Below are 17,203 nucleotides of genomic sequence, written 5' to 3'. Positions count from 1 at the left end.
CTCCGTGACCGCGTGGTTCCCCGGCATCACCTGCTCGATGGCCGCCCGCCTCGGGCGAGCGCGGAAAACTCCCCGCCCCGCACCGTGATCCTCCCGGTGCGGGGTGGGGAGTGGAGGCACGGGGCGGCTGTCAGCCGGTGGTGCGGTCAAAGATACCGCCGGCCTGGCCGAAGCCAGACGTATCGGGGCCGAAATCCGATTTGCCGTGCGAGGAGCTCCCGAAATCGCCTCCGGCGTTGCCCTTGAGGCTGCCCATGGGGCTGCTGCTCATGGGGTTACTGCTCATGGGGTTGCTGCCCATGGGACTGCCCATGTCGTCGTTGTCGTCGGCGAGGGCCTGGGCCGCACCTCCGAGCAGGACGGTGCCGGCGAGAGCGATGGCGGCCACCACGGTACGTGCACGCATTGAAGCGTCTCCTTCGGTCGGTGTGTGCTTGCGCCAGAGGTATGCCGCCGCCTCACACGCGAGAAGCGGTGACGTGCGCACAAGCACCCGAATAGGCGCCAGGCATGGCGCCACCCGCGTCGGAGACGTGGACGTGTCGTGGATGAGTCGTGGACGAGTGCGGGATGAGTGCGTGGACGAGCGCGTGGACGGGTGGAAGGGCCGGCGCGTCATGAGCGAGGCCCCCGCCCGGGGGTTCTCCCAGGCGGGGGCCAGGTGCACGGAGCGGAACGCTCAGCCGGAGCGGAAGGCTCAGCCGGAGCGGAAGGCTCAGCCGGAGCGGAAGGCTCAGAGGGCGGCGCTGACGCCGATCTGGTGGCTCTGGCCGAGGGCGCCCAGCGCTTCGCCCGTGACGGCGCCCGTGACGGCGGTCAGCTGGGACAGGGCGCCGGCGCTGCTGAGGGTCGTGTTGTCGAGGGTGAGCGCGACCTCGGGCATCAGGCCGCCGGCGACGGTGTCGAGGTCGGCGTCGGAGATCTCGAGGGTCTGCACCTGGTGAGCGGAGTTCATGGGGAGACTGCCCTTCGCATGCTGGTTCACGGGGGAAGCGGCACCATCGGGGATGGATGGTGGGCTGCGGCCGCCGCGGGCATGCGCCATCGTCCCTTTCGGGACACCGTGGCGCGATCCCGGCGGTGCGAGCGATCCAACCACGGAGCGCGCGGGGCATCCAGCCAACCATCGCCCGGTGCGGAGCAGTTGGTGGCGGCGGGTGATCGATCCGTGCGGACACGGTCACGCTTCGCGGGCGGATTCTGCACATGCCGCGCCCCACAGGCCGGCCACAGGTATTGCCACCGCCGCGCCGGTTCGGACAACTCGGCAGCAACGGAACCCTCCGCTCCGCGATTGCGTACGCACTGTGCAGATTCCGTTCCGTCATCGCCCTGCGGGGTGTGATGGGCGTCATGGGTGGGCGTGTCACATCTCGCCCGGTCCTTTCGTCAGTGAGGTGTAAGCAGACGCCACCACCACACGGGAGCACACCATGGACGCTCGTCTGAACCTCTTCGCCAACCCGGTCGCCGGCACGTTCCTCAAGCACCTCAACTCGGCCGGGAAGGCGGTCTCGGACTCCACCCTGCCGGCCGCGACGCAGGAGCTGGTGAAGATCCGGGCCAGCCAGATCAACGGCTGTGGGTTCTGCACCGACATGCACACCAAGGACGCCACCGCCGCCGAGGAGAGCGCACAGCGGCTGCACCTGGTCGCGGCCTGGCGCGAGGCCAAGGTGTTCACCGACGCCGAGCGGGCCGCGCTGGAGCTGACGGAGCAGGGCACCCGGATCGCGGACGCGGCCGGCGGCGTCCCGGACGAGGTCTGGGCGAACGCGGCCAAGCACTACGACGAGGACCAGCTCACCGCGCTCGTCCTGCTGATCGCCGCGATCAACGCGTACAACCGCCTCAACGTCCTGGTCCAGCAGCCCGCCGGCGACTACGAGCCCGGCATGTTCGGCTGACCCGGCCGGCCCAGAGCCAAGAAGCCACAGGGGTCACGGGTGCATCCGTGACCCCTTCAGCACCTTGTCCACGCCGTTGCGGGGGCCGTACACCGCCAGCCCCACCAGGTCCAGCTCGGCGGTCGGTACGGCCCGTACGGCCGCGCGGTTGTCGCGGTCGTTGCCCGTCGCGAACAGGTCCGAGGTGAACACGGCGCGGGGCAGGGCGCGGCTGAGCGCCCGGCCGTGGGCCGTCTTCAAGGTCTCCTTCGAGCCCTCGAAGACCAGCACCGGCTGGCGGAACATGGGGAGGTAGCCGACGCCGTCCGCGTCCTCGTACGGCTCGCCGATCACCTCGGGGACCTGGCTGCCGAGGCCGCTGAGCAGGAACGCGGTCACGTTCAGGCGCTGCCAGGACTCCAGGTCCTCGCGCAGCAGTACGGCGATCTTCGTGTCGAGGCGAACAGGCTCCGTGTCGAGGCGAACAGGCTCGCTGGGGATCGGTTCGGTGTTCATGCAGTGAGACTGCCGGGCGTCCGGACCACGGGTCTTGTACGTTTTTTGCGTGGCCGACCAGCAGGAAGTCTCCGCCTGGCGCCCGCGCGTCCCGGGCGTCGTGGAGGTCTTCCACGCCCACTTCACCGAGTACGCCTACCCGATGCACGTCCATGACGCCTGGACGCTGCTGATCGTGGACGACGGGGCCGTACGGTACGACCTCGACCGGCATGAGCACGGCACCCCGCTCGACACCGTCTCGCTGCTGCCGCCGCATGTGCCGCACAACGGCTCCCCCGCGACTCCGGACGGTTTCCGCAAGCGGGTCGTCTACCTCGACAGCAGCCGGCTGGGAGAAGAACTCATCGGGGCCGCGGTCGACACCCCCGACCTGCGGGATCCGCTGTTGCGGCAGCGCGTCGGGCAGCTGCACTCGGCCCTCGCCCGGCCCGGTGACGAGCTGGAGGCGGAGAGCAGGCTGACCCTGGTCGGGGAACGGCTGCGGGACAGTCTGCGACGGCGCACGGACGAGCCCCCGCGGCGCCCGGACCCGGTGCTCGGCCGGCGGCTGCGGGAGCTGCTGGACGCCCGTGTGGTCGAGGGTGTCCCGCTGGCGGAGGCCGCCCGGCTGCTGCACGCCCATCCGGCCCATCTGGTACGGGCGTTCAGCGCCGCGTACGGTATCGCGCCGCACCAGTACCTGATGTCGCGGCGGGTCGGGCGCGCCCGGCGGCTGCTGCTGGACGGGCTGGCGCCGGGCGAGGTGGCCGCGGCCACCGGGTTCTACGACCAGGCCCATCTCACCCGGCACTTCAAGAAGCTGGTCGGGGTGACCCCGGGGCGCTATCGCGGCAGCGCGCGCTGAGCGTCGTACAGATTGCGCGGCCGTACGGCGTCCGTGGTGCCGTACAGCTCCAGGCGGGAGTGCAGATCGCCGGAGAAGTCGGGGACGTCGGTCTGGTCGGACTCGCTCACCTCGTTCAGCCCCACCGTCGCCGAGTACGGGGCCAGTCCGTCGATCTTCATCAGGCCCGCGCGGCCGTTGGTGACCCTGATGTTCCAGTGGGTGAAGCGGGCGCCGAAGAGCGGGCCCGCGTTGGCGTCCCCGCCGTGCCGGCCGTTGTTGTTCACCGTGATGTCGGTGCGGACGTTGGCGAAGGGCAGGCCGCGGTGCGAATCGAAGGTGCCCATGTCCATCTTTCCGCGCGACCAGACGTTGTACGACGACAGTCCCTCGACGTTGATGCCGTGCAACTGCGTGTCCGCCGGGGCCGGGACCGTGCGCTGCTCGATGGTGAAGTCCTCGATCAGGTTGTCGTGGGAGCCCTCGCGGCAGAAGTAGGGGTGGTGCGAGCCCCGGCCGCCGACGCGGGTACGGCGCAGGGTGCAGGCGGAGGCGGCGACCAGCCCGAAGCCGTTGTCGACGTTGCGGACGGTGACGTCGTCCACCCGGCAGTCGTAGGCGCACTGCAGGACGACCCCGTTGTAGCCCTTGTCGAGGAGGTGGGGGGACATCGGGGTCTCGGTCACGTCCAGGGTCAGGCCTTCGACGCCGGAACCCGTCAACTCCGATATGTGCGTGGTGAGTTGCGGGTTCCACTCGGGGCGGATGTCGAGCGGGAGGGGGCGTTCGAGGGTGATCCGGCGGTCCCGGACGCGGGTGATGCGGACGGGCCACTCGTAGGGGACGTAGGACAGCAGCTTCGTCTTGTCGTCCCAGGTGTACGACGCCGGGCCGGGGCCGCCGCCCGCCATGTGCCGCAGGAGGGTGTGGGCGGGGTCGTCGGAGAGGCGGAGGAGGACGAGCCGGCCGGGGTGCAGGGCGGAGGCGTCGGCGACGGAGACCGTCCAGGAGCCCCGGGCGGCCGGCTCCACCGCCGTCAGGGGCGTCCACTCGTCGCGTTTGTTGCCGGTCCAGCCCTCGAAGGGCCAGGCGCGGGCCTTGATCGCCGCGATGAGGGAGTCCCAACGGGCGTGCGGGGCGAGCCAGATGAGGCCGCCGGCCCAGGACCAGGCGGACTTGTCGCCGCCGTAGCGGGAGCCGTAGACGCCGATCAGCTCGGTCAGGGACTTCGTCGCGTGCAGGGTCGTGCGGCCGCTGCCGGCGCCGCGCAGGACGACGTCCGAGTCGCCGATGCGGATCAGGCCGTCGATGCGGAAGGTGCCGGGCGGGATGGTGACCGTGCCACCGCCGGCCCGGCCGGCGGCGGCGATGGCACGGTTGATCGCGGGGGCGCTGTCGGTGGTGCCGTCGGCCACCGCGCCGTAGTCGGTGACGTCGGCGGCGAACCGCGGGCGGGCCGTCCGGCCTCGGCAGCCGGCGCGGCCGACGTAGGGGATCTGGGGGTGGGTCAGGGGCGTGCGGCGGAACTCGTCCCACAGGGTGGGCACTTCGCCCGCGCGGGCGGTTCCGGTGGTGGCGCCGAGGGCCACGGCCGTGGCGCCGGCGAGCAGGGTCCGTCTGGCGATGCGCGCGTCGCTCATGTCCAACCGCCCCTTCGAATTCACGCCGTGCATTCATGGATGTGAACGTCATTCATGAATGCGTTGGCGGTGAGCATGCCACTGCACCCCGTGAGCGGGAAAGGGGTCGTACGAAAGAAAAGGTCGTACGAAAGAAGGCTGGAGGTCAGTCCGAGGCGCGGTCGATCAGATGCTTGAACGCGTCCAGGTTGCGCGTGGACTCGCCGCGGGAGACCCGCCAGGCGTACTCCTTGCGGATGGAGGAGGCGAAGCCCAGCTCCAGCAGGGTGTTGAAGGCGCCGTCGGCCGCCTCCAGCACCTGGCCGAGGAGGCGGTCGATCTCGTCGGGGGTGACGGAGGCGAGCGGCAGCCGGGCGGTGACGTAGATGTCGCCGAGGCGGTCGACCGCGTAACTCACGCCGTACAGCTTGAGGTTGCGCTCCAGGAGCCAGCGGTGGACGCCCGGTTCGTTCTCGTCGGGGTGGCGGATGACGAAGGCGTTGAGGGAGAGGGAGTGGCGGCCGACGAGGAAGGAGACCGTCGTGGACAGCTTGCGCGTGCCGGGGAGTGTGACCACGTAGTTCCCGGGCTCGGGGCTCTCCCACTCCAGTTCGGCGTCCTTCAGGACACCCTCCAGGACCTGCCCGGTCTTCTCGACGTCAGCCATGGCGGGAGCGTACGCGACGGCGGTGCGACTGGGTCGCGGCCGTGTAGACGTCGGCGGTCGTGGCGGCGGCGCGGTCCCAGCCGAAGGACCGCGCGTGCCGGGCGGCGGCCCGGCCCATGGCCGTCACGAGGGCCGGTTCGTCGGCGAGGCGGCCGAGCACGCGCGCGTAGTCGGCGGGATCGTGGCCGTGCACGAGGAAGCCGGTGTCGCCGTCGCGCACGGCCACCGGCAGCCCGCCGACCGCGGCCGCGAGCACCGGTGTGCCGGCCGCCTGCGCCTCTATCGCGACCAGCCCGAAGGACTCGCTGTACGACGGCATGACCAGCACGGACGCGGCGCGGAACCAGTCCGCGAGCTGCTCCTGGCCGACCGGCGGGCGGAACCGTACGACATCCGCGACGCCGAGCCGGGCGGCGAGCTTCTGCAGGCCCTCGGGCTTGGCGAGCCCGCTGCCGCTCGGGCCGCCGACGACCGGGACATGGATACGGGAGCGCAGCTCGGGGCGCTCGTCCAGCAGCACGGCCACCGCGCGCAGCAGGATGTCGGGGGCCTTCAGGGGCTGGATGCGGCCCGCGAAGAGCGGGATCAGCGCGTCCGGGGGCAGTCCCAGGCGGGCGCGGGCGGCGGCGCGGCCGTCGGCGGGGCGGAAGCGGTCGAGGTTCACGCCGGGGTGGACGACGGCGACCTTCGCCGGGTCGGCGGCGTAGTGCCGTACCAGCTCGTCGGCCTCCTCGGCCGTGTTGGCGACGAGCCGGTCGGCGGCGGCGACGATCTGGGTCTCGCCGATGACCCGGGCGGCGGGCTCGGGAGTGTCGCCGTCGGCCAGGTTGGCGTTCTTGACCTTGGCCATGGTGTGCATGGCGTGCACCAGGGGGACGCCCCAGCGCTGGGCGGCGAGCCAGCCGACGTGGCCGGAGAGCCAGTAGTGGGAGTGGACGAGGTCGTAGTAGCCGGGGCGGTGACCCGCCCAGGCCTGCATCACGCCGTGCGTGAAGGCGCACAGCTGGGCCGGGAGGTCCTCCTTGGCGAGGCCCTCGTACGGGCCGGCGTCGATGTGCCGGACGAGGACGCCGGGGGCCAGCTCGACCGTGGCGGGCAGCCCGCCCGCCGTGGCCCGGGTGAAGATCTCGACCTCGATGCCCAGGGCGGCGAGCCGCTGGGCCAGCTCCACGATGTAGACGTTCATTCCGCCGGCGTCGCCGGTGCCGGGCTGGTGGAGCGGAGAGGTGTGCACGGAGAGCATCGCGACCCGACGGGGCCGGCGGTGGAGCCTGAGTCGTGACGCGGCCGACGGGGAGCGTCGCCCGAGCCTGCTGACGTACTGGCTCACGTGGCGGTCCTCCTTGCTGCGGGCATGCCGGACGGAGGACCTGCCTCGCCCTCCAAGGGGGTCCAACAGCGACCGGGGGGCGCGCCATTTCCCGAACAAGCCGCTTTGCCCAATCGTTACCATACTTCGATCAACCATTCGAACGGGGAGTGTCGGGAAGCGTCGGGGAGTGTCGGCGGGAGCATCCCGGAGCCGCTTACCCTCGTAGACATGAAAGCCCGTGCAGCGACCCTCCCCCGCGCTCGGCCTCGCCCGAGCCGGGGGACCCCCGTCGTGGGATCGGTGACGCGCGGGACGACCAATCCCAACCGGCTGCGCCGCATGGACCGCTGGATCGCCGCCGTGCACGGCGGTGAACTGCGGCGCGCCGCGGACCCGCTGGCGGTCGACCTCGGCTACGGCGCCGCGCCCTGGACCGCCGTCGAGCTGCTCGGCCGGCTGCGGACCGTCGCTCCGCACGTGCGCGTGGTCGGCATCGAGATCGAACCGGAGCGGGTCGCGGCCGCGCTGCCGTACGAACGGGAGGGGCTGGCCTTCCGGCACGGCGGCTTCGAGGTCCCGGTGCCCTCGCGGCCGTTGCTCATCCGGGCGGCCAATGTGCTGCGCCAGTACGACGAGGCCGAGGTGGCCGCCGTCTGGGAGAGGCTGTGCGCACGGCTCGCCCCGGCCGGCGCCGGCTCGCGCGGCGGGCTGCTGGTCGAGGGCACATGTGACGAGATCGGGCGGCGGCACGTGTGGGTGGCGCTCGGCCCGGAGGGCCCGCGCACCGTCACCTTCGCCACCCGGCTGGGCTCCCTGGAGCAGCCGTCCGACCTCGCCGAGCGGCTACCGAAGGCCCTGATCCACCGCAATGTCCCGGGCGAACCGGTGCACGCCTTTCTGCGCGACTTCGACCGCGCCTGGGCCGCCGCCGCGCCCTACGCCTCCTACGGCGCCCGGCAGCGCTGGCTGCGCGCGGTGCGCGAGCTGTGCGCCGACTGGCCCGTGACGGACTCCCCGGCCCGCTGGCGGCAGGGCGAAGTGACGGTGGCGTGGGCGGCGTTGGCGCCGCGCGGCTGACATCTCCCGGACACGGCGGGACGGAACGAATCACGGGCGCCGTTCGTCACACGGGCGGGGAGGGCGTCATATCGGGGCCAGTGCGGGGGAACAGCTGCCTCTGTCTGCCTCTGTCGCTTTGTGTCGCGACGTGACACCATCCCCGGAGCACCGGAAGTTACTGACGGTAAATCAGCTTGGGGGCATCTGTGATGGGCTGGGGCAAGCGCGGTGTTCTCTCGGCCGCCGTGACCGTGGTCTGCGCGGCTACCGTGCTCGGCGCGCCCGGTACGGCCTTCGCCAACCCGGAGCCGAGCCCGAGCCCGAGCACGAGTCCGAGCACGAATCCGAGTACGTCCCCGACTCCCGTGCCGGACAAGGACCTTCAGAAGGTCCGCGACAAGCTCGACAAGCTGTATCACGACGCGGCCGTCGCCACCGACGCGTACAACGCGGCCGAGGAGAAGACCAAGCAGCAGTCGGCCGAGATCGTCGCCCTGGCGAAGAAGATCGACGCGGGTCAGCGGCGGCTCGCCAGACTCCAGGACCAGGCGGGCGCGGCCGCCCGCGCCCAGTACCGCACCGGCGGCCTGCCGCCCACCGCCCGGTTCCTGCTGAGCGACGACCCCGGCCAGGTCCTGGACGGGGCCGGACTGATGCTCCAGGGCCAGCGGGCGACGAAGTCCCTGATGACCGAACTGACCAGCACCCAGAAGAACTTGCAGGCGTACGCCGACGACGCCGCGGACCAGTGGAAGAAACTGGACACCGAGCGCAAGGCCAAGGCCGCCGCCAAGAAGAAGGTCCAGCAACAGATCGACGCCGCCGAGAAGCTGGAGTCCCGGCTGGAGAAGAAGCAGAAGGAGCGGCTCGACCAGCTGGAGCAGCAGGCCGCCCTGAAGGCGCAGACGAGCTGGCTGGACACCGGCATCCTCAAGAAGATCCACGGCAAGGCCTCCGCGCAGGGCGAGAAGGCCGTCGCGTTCGCCACCGCCCAGCTCGGCAAGCCGTATGTGTGGGGTGCCCAGGGCCCCGAGTCCTTCGACTGCTCCGGACTGACCTCCCAGGCCTGGGCCGCGGCCGGCCACCCCATCCCGCGCACCTCGCAGGAGCAGTGGCAGCAGCTCAAGCACGTCGACATCAAGGACATGCGGCCCGGCGACCTCGTCATCTACTTCGACGACGCCAGCCATGTCGCGATCTACGTCGGCGACGGCGCGATCATCCAGGCCCCGCGCCCGGGGCGGACGGTGACGGTGGGGGGCGCCGGATCGATGCCGATCCTGGGGGTCGTACGACCGGACGCGTAGGCCTGACCGGCCGGGCGCGGAGCGGTGCGGCGCCGTGCGGTGCGGCGCCGCCCGGCCACGGCCGTCTTCCGGGTGCCGGTTTCGCCGTGGCCGGGCGCGCCCACGCGGCGGAGCCGCATATCGGTGCCGTATGTCGATACAGCCCCTAGTGCGTGCCAGACGCCGGGCGGCAGGCGGGACTTTCGCAACACGCCCTAGCCCCTCGGGGAGTCCCCGTGACGCGTGCCATACACGTTCCCGTGACGTACGCCATGTGACCCACCGCACCGCCCATCACGCCCCGACGCGGGCCGACGTGAGCTTCGTCATCCCCCACGCCGGGGCACCCTGTCCAACTGTCGTACGGAACGCGGCATATGACAGCGGTCTGAGCGTGAGCGACGCGGCTCACACCATTCCATCGGGCCGGGCAATGCCGCTATGGTCCCCGTCGGTGGCTTCGAGACCCTCGGTGCCCACCGTGCCCTCGGGGGGAGGGAAGGAACCCAGACGATGCCCGTACCCGTACCGCGGCAGAGAGCGATCCCGGCCGTGGAGTGTGGTCAGGCGCAGGCCGCCTCCGCAGTCGGCGGCCCCCTCAAGGAAGAGGCCCACCGCGACACCACACCCACCGGCCCCGCCGCCGCCACGTTGACCCTGCTGCTGATCGAGGACGATCCGGCCGGTTCGCCGATCGTGCCCGATCTGCTGGACTCCGCCGGCAACCCGATCCGCGTCCGCACCGCCCGCAACCTCACCGAGGCCGAGCGGCTGCTCACCGACGACGTCCACTGCATCCTGCTGGACCTCGCGCTGCCCGCGCCCAGCGGCGACACGGACGACGAGCTGGCCGTGCTCCGGCATGTGCTGCGGCTCGCGCCGAGGCACGCCGTGCTCGCGCTGACCGGCTCCGGCGACGCCGAGCGCGGCGCCGAGGCCGTGCGCGTGGGCGCCCAGGACTATCTCTTCCGGGACGAGCTGGACGGCCGGCTGCTCAGCCGCGCCATCCGGTACGCGGTGGAGAGGAAGCGTTCCGACACGGCCGAGCGGCGCCTCGCGGAGGGCCGGTTGCGCGCGCAGGAGAACCGCCGCCTGGAGCGCGGGCTGCTGCCCACGCCCCTGCTGGAGGGCTCCTCGCTGCGCTTCGCCGCCCGCTACCGCCCCGGCCGCTCCCGGGCGCTGCTCGGCGGCGACTTCTACGACGCCGTCCGCACCCCCGACGGCACCGTGCACGCCATGATCGGCGATGTCTGCGGCCACGGCCCGGACGAGGCCGCGCTCGGCGTGGAGCTGCGCATCGCCTGGCGCGCGCTGACGCTCGCCGGGCTGTGCGGGGACGAGCTGCTGGGCACGCTGCAGCAGGTGCTGGAGCACGAGCGGTCCGACGAGGAGATCTTCGCGACGCTGTGCACGGTGGACATCGCGCCGGACGGCCGCCACGCGGGCCTGTGCCTGGCCGGTCACCCGGCCCCGCTCGTCGCCCGCCCCGGCCGGCCCGCCCGGCTGCTGCCCTACGACAAGAACGGCCCCGCCCTCGGCCTGCTGCCGGGCGCCCGCTGGCCGCGGATGCAGGTAGAGCTGGGGTCCGAGTGGAGCCTGATGCTCTACACCGACGGCCTGATCGAGGGCCGGATCGGTCAGAGCGGTGAACGGCTGGGCCAGGACGGCATGGTGTCCATGATCCGCCGGCAGCTGGGTGAGGGGCTGCGGGGGGAGCATCTGCTGCGGGCCGCGGTGAGTGAGGTGCGGGATCTCAACGGGGGCGAGCTGACCGACGACGTGGCTGTGGTGCTGCTGGACCGCACGGCCTAGCCGGGGGCTTCGCGCCCCTGGGTGGGTGACCGCGTCCGGCGGCCGAGAAACGGCCGCCGGCTGTGGATGCCGCTAGCGGCCGCCGTTGTACGGGCCGTAGGGGCCGTCGCTGCTGCTGCCGCGGCCGCGGCGGCGGAAGCCCTTGCCGCCCGAGACCTGCTGGAGGGCCGGGCGTACGTCCACGAAGAAGACGATCGTCGCGACCAGGCCGGCGAGCTGCAGGAACAGCATCGGCACGAACAGGTTCACGGCGACCGCGACGCCGAGGATGATCAGCCAGAAGCCCTTGTTCTGCTTGTCCGCGGCGCGGTACGCGTCGTCGCGGAAGATCGCGGCCATCACGAACGCCACGATGGCGAGCGCCAGCATGGCGGTGAAGATCAGCCACATCACTCCGCCGACTGCTGTCATGACCACAATGCCCACCACCCGAGTCGAGTCTTCCGTACCGCCACCGTACCCGTACAACGGGCCGGACACCCCCAAGGTGCCCGGCCCTTTGTCATCTCGCTGACAGGGGTCACTTCGTCGGCGGGGTGGTCTTCTTCGCGGTGGTGGTCTTGCGGGCGGCCGGAGCCTTCTTCGCGGCCGGCTTCTTCTCCGCGGCGGGCTCGGCCTCGGCCTCGGCCGACTTCGGCTCGTCCTCGGCGGCGACCGGCGCGGGCCCGCCCGCGACGGCGATCGCGAAGTCCTCGATGTCCTCGGCGGCCTCGCCGCGCCAGCTCTTCACGGCCTGCTCGCCGTGCTCGGCGACCTTCTCGTAGGTCTCGCGGGCCTTGACGGCGTACTCGGCGGCGACGCCGACGCCGCGCAGGGCGAGGTCCTGGGCCTGCTCACCGAGCTTCTTCAGGTCACCGTCGATGGTGCCGAGGAACTCGTTGACCTTGGTCTGCAGGCTCTCCTGCGCCTCCTTGGCGCGGGCGGCGGCCTTCTCCTGCACGGCCTTCGGGTCGGTGTTGCGCACGGCCTCGATACGGGCCGGGGCCTCGGCACGCAGCTGCTCGACCAGGGCGGGCACCTTCTTGGCCTGCTGCAGGGCGAGGTCGGCGGTGCCGGCGGCGAAGTAGAGCGGAGTCGGGTCGCTGAGGGTCTTGCGCAGGTCGTCGTTGATGGCCATCGTGATCAGGTCCTCCCGGATTCGCGTTCGGCTGAGGTTGGTGTGGTCCGCGGTGGGGCGGCCGGCGCCCTGGTCCGGTTATCCGGCCGTCCGCCGTGGACCGGCATCGGCATCGTGTCCGCCGGCCGTACCGGTGCCGCCGGTGTCCGCGTCCGGATCCTGTGCCACGCCCTCGGGCGTCTCCTCCGCGGCGGGCTCGCCGGTCCCGAATCCGTTCTCCTTGCGGAAGGACTCGTAGATCTGGAGCAGCACCTGCTTCTGCCGCTCGTTGAGCGACGGATCGGCGAGGATGACCGCGCGTGTCTCCACGTCGTCGCGGTCTCGCTCGTCGTCGAGGATGCCCGCGCGGACGTACAGCGTCTCGGCGGAGATGCGCAGCGCCTTGGCGACCTGCTGGAGCACCTCCGCGCTGGGCTTGCGCAGCCCGCGCTCGATCTGGCTCAGGTACGGATTGGACACCCCGGCGGCATCGGCGAGCTGCCGCAGCGACAGCTGGGCGTTCCGCCGCTGTTCGCGCAGGTACTCACCGAGATTGCCGACGTTCAGCGATGCCATGCCCCCACCTTGCCCCACCTCTGCTAACAATTGCAAGCGACCTGCTTGCAAAAGTGTGCCGAGCGGGTGAGGCCGGGGTGTGACTCGCAGCGATAACTGTCACTTCGCAGCGATATCTGTCACCAGTCCCCAGGGGGCGCTGACCGGTTGCGACTTTTCGAGATAGGTGACATCGAGTCGTGCCGACTGACACCGAGGACGTGCGCCGCTGTCCGGGAACGGCCCCTCACGCTGCGCCCAGCGGAAGCGCCCGGATTCATCGTCGGAGCGTGGCCGGGGCATGATTCCCACCGTGCATGAGGGCGAGAACCATCGCGGGCCCACGCGGTACACGCTGACCGACACAGAGCACGGCCATGCCTGGGGCGTCTGCGCCGAGGCGGAGGGGCTGTTCGGGATCCCCCAGCGTGGGACGTACGAGATGCTCGGCTGGGTACCGGAAGGAGCTGGGGTGCGCGGCTGGGTCGGCAGCCGGGTGTGGCTGGTGCCGGATGACGAGGCACTCGAGCCCTGGCTGCTGGGGGACGCGGAGAGCCTGGGGCAGCTCGCGGGGACGGACAGTCTCGTGCTCACCGGCCTGGACGACTACGAAGGTCCGCCTGAGGGGCACATGGGTCCCGTCCGCGTGCACGACGGGCACCAGTGGCTGGGCTCGTGCCGGGAGTTCGCCCGCATCCTGCCGCCTGAAGAGGCGGCGCCCCCGCTTGTCCTGCGGGGACTTGCCCAGAGTGATCAGCTGCGTACGGCGTTGATGAAGGGCACCCGGCGGGCGCAGGATCTGGAGGAGGCCGCCCTTGAGATACGGGATGACCAGGGCGAGCCGCTCACCGATCGAACGCTGTGGACCAAAGTGAACGCCTGGCGCCCGTCCTCCTACGGGACGGATCTCATCGACCTGGAGCTGGACGGAGAGCTTTTCACACCCGTTCCCGAATACGCCCGGCCGATCTGGGAGCGGTGGTTCGCCGGGCCGCCGGATACCCTGGGGGCCTGGACCGGCCTCGACACCCGGCTCCGCGATGCCTGGCTCGAACTCGTGCGGGAGCGTGCCTGCCGACGCGCCCGCAGGGACCGGCCGGCTGGTCACGCCTACGAACTCGACGGCAGGCACATCACCGACGAACCAGGCCTCTATCTGGCGCTTGGCGAGGCAGTGAACGGGCCGGGCGGCTACTTCGGCGGCTGTCTGGCCGCACTGGACGACTGCCTGCGCGGTAGGTTCGGCTACACGGCCTCCGCCACCCTGCTCTGGCGAAATGCCGCGACCGCACGCGAGCACCTGTCCCAGACCCTGACGCCGGACGGACAACCTTACGACCTGTTCGCCGAACTACTCGACGTCCTGGCCGAGGGCGGCATGCACGTCACCCTGACCTGAGCTGCGGCTCACCAGCCCGGCACCGGCGACTCCCCACCTCTCTCCTTTGGATCTGGCTCCAAGCAAGCCGCCGACTCACACGCTCCCTGGTGTCCACTTGGCTGCTCAGATGCCAATCGAGTTGCCTGGTCACAGGTGGCAACTGGACTGCAAACTCGGCGTAGGTGTCAACAAGATCGACCTTCTGGTGTCAAGCGAAGCGAAAACTTCGTCACAAATACCCAGGTCAGACCGTGGTCTTGATGTCATCTATCTCGAAAAGTCGCACCGGCGAAGGTCGCCACTCGCGGTCGCGTGCCTTCGGGTACTGATTGATTGCTGTGATCGTGACTGGGGCTCTGCGGGTGAGGAGGGCCCTCAGCGGCGGAGAGTTCTTGGGCGAGTTGCGCATCCTGTCGCCCTCGGCCTTCACAGGGCCCTGAACCTCCTGCAGGTGCGCGTGGATCGGAGCGAGCGCTTCCAGGGCTTGCAGGTCGGTGCCCTTCAAGATCTGGTGGGCAATAACGGTCGCTGCGACGTAGGCCCGGGCGTCGGGGGCGGGGCTGACCAGCACGTGAAGGTAGTGGAATTTACCTCTCATCGCGTGCAGGCGATTCCTGCGTTCTTCCCGCAGTTGAACATCGTGCTCAAGGATTCCGGCGTGCTCGTCGCTGCGGGCGAGGTCCCGGGCTGCTGGCCAGGTCAGCGTGATCAGGCCGGCGATGGTGTGCAGGTCCATGAAGTACTGGCTGGTGTCGATCATCCAGCCGACGCATCGGACTTCACGAGGGCTGTCGGGATCGAGGGCAATGAGCAGTTCTCCCTGCAGCGCGAGCGCGGTATCGAGGAAGGTTTCGCTGCAAGTGGGTGGGGGGCCTTGGTCGTGGCGGGTGCCGCAGATGGGAGAGCTGAGGCTGTCCGGCGAACCGTCGATGACGGTGCGGCATCGGTTGGGGTGGAGTTCTTCGTCCTTGACCCGGGGGATGAAAGAGAGTCCCTGGACCTCAAGGCCAAGATGGCTGCATTTGAAGCAGTTGTGGCGGAGCAGGCAGCGGTGGGTGAGACAGGAAAAGACCGGAGGGAGCCGCCAAAGGCGCTTCCAACTGCCTCCATGGGCACGTTCGATGTTGGAGCCTCCGGCCAGACAACGGGGGCAGAACCGGGTCCATTGTCGAAACACGCCGTGATTGCTGTGGAGAATCCGATCCGGTTGCCGACGCATCAGGGTCGTGTCGAGCGGTCCGTAGCGAGACCCGAACGGGGCGAGGAACGGGAATCTCCGCCGGCGGAGCCGGGTTGCTCCCTGGGACAGGGATTGCCGGGAGGACGGGAGCCGATGAGTCTTCGTCAGTTCGAGTACGCCCTGGCCGTTGCCGAGGAGGGCTCGGTGACGGCGGCCGCGGAGCTGCTGCATGTCGCTCAGCCGTCGGTGTCCCAGCAGATCCGCGGCCTGGAGCGGGAACTCGGCGTGGAACTGTTCGCCCGCACACCGAGCGGACTGGTGCCCACCGCGGCCGGCCGCGCCTTCCTGCGGGAGGCGGAGGTCGCGGTGCGCGCGGCGCGGCGGGCGAGGGCGACAGCACGGGCCGGTGCCGATGAGCTGGTGGGCGAGCTGGTGGTCGCGGTGCAGATGGGCTTCGGCACACGGCAGCTGCCGGGCGCGCTGGGCGCGCTGCGCCGCCGCTACCCACGCCTTGAGGTCACCGTCTTCGAGGAGCCCGGCTCCGCCGAGCTGGAGCGGCTGTGCCGCCGGGGGGTGCTGGACCTCGCCCTGATGGCGGCGTGCGAGCGCAGTCCCGCCGACGCCCATCGCCTCGGCGACGAGGAGTTCGTCGTGGTGCTGGGCGCCGGGCACGCGCAGCTCGCCGCGGACCGGGTAGAGCTGCGCGAACTGGCGGGAGAACCATGGGTGCGGTTCGACCGCGACAGCGCGCTCGACGGCGTACTGCTGAAGGTGCTGCGGGACAACGACCTGCCGCCGACCACGGCCGCCCGCGTCTCCCAGACCGCGACGGCCGTGCGCTGGGCCGCCCACGGGCTCGGGGTGACGCTCGTCCCGGCCTCCGCGGTGCCCCACGGTCACGAGCACCTCGTGCGCCCGGTGTTCCCGGTCGTGTCCCAGCCCGTCATCGCCGTGCTCCGGCCCGGCGCGGGCCCGGCGGAAACGGCCCTGCTCGAATTCCTGCGTCAGGAGAGCTGGTCCGGGTCCGATTTCTTCTCGGTGGTGTCCTGACGGAATTCTTTCCGGAATACCGTCGGCGTCATCCCCTGGGGAATTCCCCGCCGTCCACGACGAGATTGCTCCCGGTCAGCCAGCTCGCCCGGTCGGACACGAGGAACAGCACCGCGTGGGCGATGTCGTCGGGCCGGCCCTCGCGCCCCAGCGGCACGGTGCTGTCGGCGTCGGTCCGGCCCGGTGCCGGGTCCAGGCGCGCCCACTCCTGCCGTGTCGCCTCGCCGCCCGGGGTGGCGGTCCTGCCGGGAGTCACGGTGTTGACCCGGATCCCGAACGGGGCCAGCTCCGAGGCCAGTCCCCGGCTGTAGTTCTCCAGCGCCGCCTTCGCAGCCGTGTAGTGCAGGAACGGTCCCACCGGAGTGGGGACCACGGCCGAGGAGACGTGCACGATCATCCCCGAGCGCCGTTCCCGCATCCCCGGTGTCAGCAGCGAGTCCAGCCGCACCGACGCCAGGAAGTTCAGGTCCAGCGCATCCTGCCACTCCTCGTCGGGAATGGCCGAGCTGTCCTTGTACGGGCGCGCCCCGCCCGCGTTGTGGACCACGATGTCCACCCCGCCGAGCATCTCCCGCGCGGCCGCGGCGAGCGATTCCGCGCCGGCCCGCGTCCGCACGTCGGCCCGCACGAAGGCGGCCCCCTCCGGCGCCGCGCCCGTCGCCGACCTGGCGGTCGTGAGCACCTCGGCGCCCGCGTCCAGGAGCTGGCGAACGACGGCCGCTCCGATTCCCCGAGAACCACCCGTGACCAGGGCCCGCTTTCCCGTGAGTTCGCGCGTTCCCGATCCGTTCTCGAACGTGGTCATGCCACCGGTCCTCTCGATCGCGTCATTGTCCGCCCGACGGAACGTGATTCTCGATTCCTCGGAGAAATCGCGGTGAGCACCTTGTGAGCACCTCGTCGAGCTGTTTCACGGTAGGCGCGGAAAAGAACGCAAAGCAAAGACGAAAGAGCAGCA

The 17,203-nt window shown here is 70.9% G+C and carries 18 protein-coding genes; 7 read left to right on the top strand and 11 right to left on the bottom strand.

All coding sequences use genetic code 11. The features are described from left to right. Window positions 1–130: 130 nt before the first annotated feature. Both IE277_RS06710 and IE277_RS06705 read right to left on the bottom strand, forming a co-directional pair. Window positions 131–406 (bottom strand): hypothetical protein, encoded by a 276-nt coding sequence (locus tag IE277_RS06710; RefSeq protein WP_189949448.1) that lies wholly within the window; start codon window positions 404–406, stop codon window positions 131–133. A gap of 327 nt (window positions 407–733) precedes the next feature. Continuing rightward, window positions 734–955 carry a hypothetical protein gene (locus IE277_RS06705; RefSeq protein ID WP_189949446.1) on the bottom strand — a complete coding sequence of 74 codons (222 nt, stop codon included), beginning with the start codon at window positions 953–955 and terminating at the stop codon, window positions 734–736. A gap of 478 nt (window positions 956–1,433) precedes the next feature. On the opposite strand from IE277_RS06705, the gene IE277_RS06700 reads away from it, so the two are divergent. Further along, on the top strand, window positions 1,434–1,907 hold the full coding sequence (locus IE277_RS06700; RefSeq protein WP_189949444.1) for a carboxymuconolactone decarboxylase family protein: 474 nt from the start codon (window positions 1,434–1,436) through the stop codon (window positions 1,905–1,907). 33 nt (window positions 1,908–1,940) lie between these two features. Here IE277_RS06700 and IE277_RS06695 read toward each other — a convergent pair whose 3' ends face one another. After that, on the bottom strand, window positions 1,941–2,402 hold the full coding sequence (locus IE277_RS06695) for a DUF2000 domain-containing protein (protein WP_189949441.1): 462 nt from the start codon (window positions 2,400–2,402) through the stop codon (window positions 1,941–1,943). 49 nt (window positions 2,403–2,451) lie between these two features. Between IE277_RS06695 and IE277_RS06690 the strand changes: the two genes are divergently transcribed. After that, on the top strand, window positions 2,452–3,249 hold the full coding sequence (locus IE277_RS06690) for a helix-turn-helix transcriptional regulator (protein ID WP_229880867.1): 798 nt from the start codon (window positions 2,452–2,454) through the stop codon (window positions 3,247–3,249). On the opposite strand, the gene IE277_RS06685 is transcribed toward IE277_RS06690, so the two are convergent. The 3 genes from IE277_RS06685 to mshA all read right to left on the bottom strand — a co-directional run bounded on the left by IE277_RS06685 (window position 3,228) and on the right by mshA (window position 6,844). Beyond that, window positions 3,228–4,868 (bottom strand): glycosyl hydrolase family 28-related protein, encoded by a 1,641-nt coding sequence (locus IE277_RS06685; RefSeq protein WP_189949438.1) that lies wholly within the window; start codon window positions 4,866–4,868, stop codon window positions 3,228–3,230. The two genes, IE277_RS06690 and IE277_RS06685, sit on opposite strands and share 22 nt — an antisense overlap. 145 nt (window positions 4,869–5,013) lie before the next feature. After that, the gene (locus tag IE277_RS06680; RefSeq protein WP_189949436.1) at window positions 5,014–5,514 is read right to left on the bottom strand and encodes a type III secretion system chaperone family protein; all 501 of its coding nucleotides are present in this window, start codon (window positions 5,512–5,514) and stop codon (window positions 5,014–5,016) included. Further along, complete coding sequence (gene mshA / locus IE277_RS06675; protein ID WP_189949434.1) at window positions 5,507–6,844, bottom strand: D-inositol-3-phosphate glycosyltransferase; 1,338 nt, start codon at window positions 6,842–6,844, stop codon at window positions 5,507–5,509. The genes IE277_RS06680 and mshA overlap by 8 nt, the downstream gene beginning before the upstream one ends. A 273-nt stretch (window positions 6,845–7,117) precedes the next feature. On the opposite strand from mshA, the gene IE277_RS06670 reads away from it, so the two are divergent. The 3 genes from IE277_RS06670 to IE277_RS06660 all read left to right on the top strand — a co-directional run bounded on the left by IE277_RS06670 (window position 7,118) and on the right by IE277_RS06660 (window position 10,983). Continuing rightward, window positions 7,118–7,903, top strand: a complete 786-nt coding sequence (locus tag IE277_RS06670; RefSeq protein WP_189949433.1) for a class I SAM-dependent methyltransferase — start codon at window positions 7,118–7,120, stop codon at window positions 7,901–7,903. 191 nt (window positions 7,904–8,094) lie between these two features. After that, window positions 8,095–9,192 (top strand): C40 family peptidase, encoded by a 1,098-nt coding sequence (locus IE277_RS06665; RefSeq protein WP_189950124.1) that lies wholly within the window; start codon window positions 8,095–8,097, stop codon window positions 9,190–9,192. Between the two features lie 492 nt (window positions 9,193–9,684). Beyond that, window positions 9,685–10,983: a PP2C family protein-serine/threonine phosphatase gene (locus tag IE277_RS06660; RefSeq protein ID WP_189949431.1), complete on the top strand. Its 1,299-nt coding sequence runs from the start codon at window positions 9,685–9,687 to the stop codon at window positions 10,981–10,983. A 72-nt stretch (window positions 10,984–11,055) separates the two neighbouring features. Here the strand turns inward: IE277_RS06660 and IE277_RS06655 are convergent, their stop codons facing one another. The 3 genes from IE277_RS06655 to IE277_RS06645 form a co-directional block, all read right to left on the bottom strand. After that, window positions 11,056–11,394: a DUF2516 family protein gene (locus IE277_RS06655; protein WP_373310729.1), complete on the bottom strand. Its 339-nt coding sequence runs from the start codon at window positions 11,392–11,394 to the stop codon at window positions 11,056–11,058. A 109-nt stretch (window positions 11,395–11,503) separates the two neighbouring features. Then, window positions 11,504–12,100, bottom strand: coding sequence for a hypothetical protein (locus IE277_RS06650; protein ID WP_189949428.1), 597 nt, complete (start codon window positions 12,098–12,100; stop codon window positions 11,504–11,506). Between the two features lie 78 nt (window positions 12,101–12,178). Next, window positions 12,179–12,655: a helix-turn-helix domain-containing protein gene (locus IE277_RS06645; RefSeq protein ID WP_189949426.1), complete on the bottom strand. Its 477-nt coding sequence runs from the start codon at window positions 12,653–12,655 to the stop codon at window positions 12,179–12,181. A 280-nt stretch (window positions 12,656–12,935) separates the two neighbouring features. On the opposite strand from IE277_RS06645, the gene IE277_RS06640 reads away from it, so the two are divergent. Beyond that, window positions 12,936–14,033, top strand: a complete 1,098-nt coding sequence (locus IE277_RS06640; protein WP_189949424.1) for a barstar family protein — start codon at window positions 12,936–12,938, stop codon at window positions 14,031–14,033. Window positions 14,034–14,259: 226 nt separating this feature from the next. Here the strand turns inward: IE277_RS06640 and IE277_RS06635 are convergent, their stop codons facing one another. Then, window positions 14,260–15,426, bottom strand: coding sequence for a TniQ family protein (locus IE277_RS06635; RefSeq protein ID WP_189949422.1), 1,167 nt, complete (start codon window positions 15,424–15,426; stop codon window positions 14,260–14,262). On the opposite strand from IE277_RS06635, the gene IE277_RS06630 reads away from it, so the two are divergent. After that, the gene (locus tag IE277_RS06630) at window positions 15,349–16,245 is read left to right on the top strand and encodes a LysR family transcriptional regulator (RefSeq protein ID WP_189949420.1); all 897 of its coding nucleotides are present in this window, start codon (window positions 15,349–15,351) and stop codon (window positions 16,243–16,245) included. The two genes, IE277_RS06635 and IE277_RS06630, sit on opposite strands and share 78 nt — an antisense overlap. Window positions 16,246–16,273: 28 nt before the next feature. Here IE277_RS06630 and IE277_RS06625 read toward each other — a convergent pair whose 3' ends face one another. After that, window positions 16,274–17,050, bottom strand: a complete 777-nt coding sequence (locus IE277_RS06625; protein ID WP_189949418.1) for an SDR family oxidoreductase — start codon at window positions 17,048–17,050, stop codon at window positions 16,274–16,276. Window positions 17,051–17,203: the final 153 nt, after the last annotated feature.

The organism is Streptomyces alanosinicus, assembly GCF_014650595.1.
Lineage (GTDB): Bacteria > Actinomycetota > Actinomycetes > Streptomycetales > Streptomycetaceae > Streptomyces > Streptomyces alanosinicus.
Note: the sequence above shows the minus strand (reverse complement) of the source record. Positions and strands in the feature narration are given on the sequence as shown.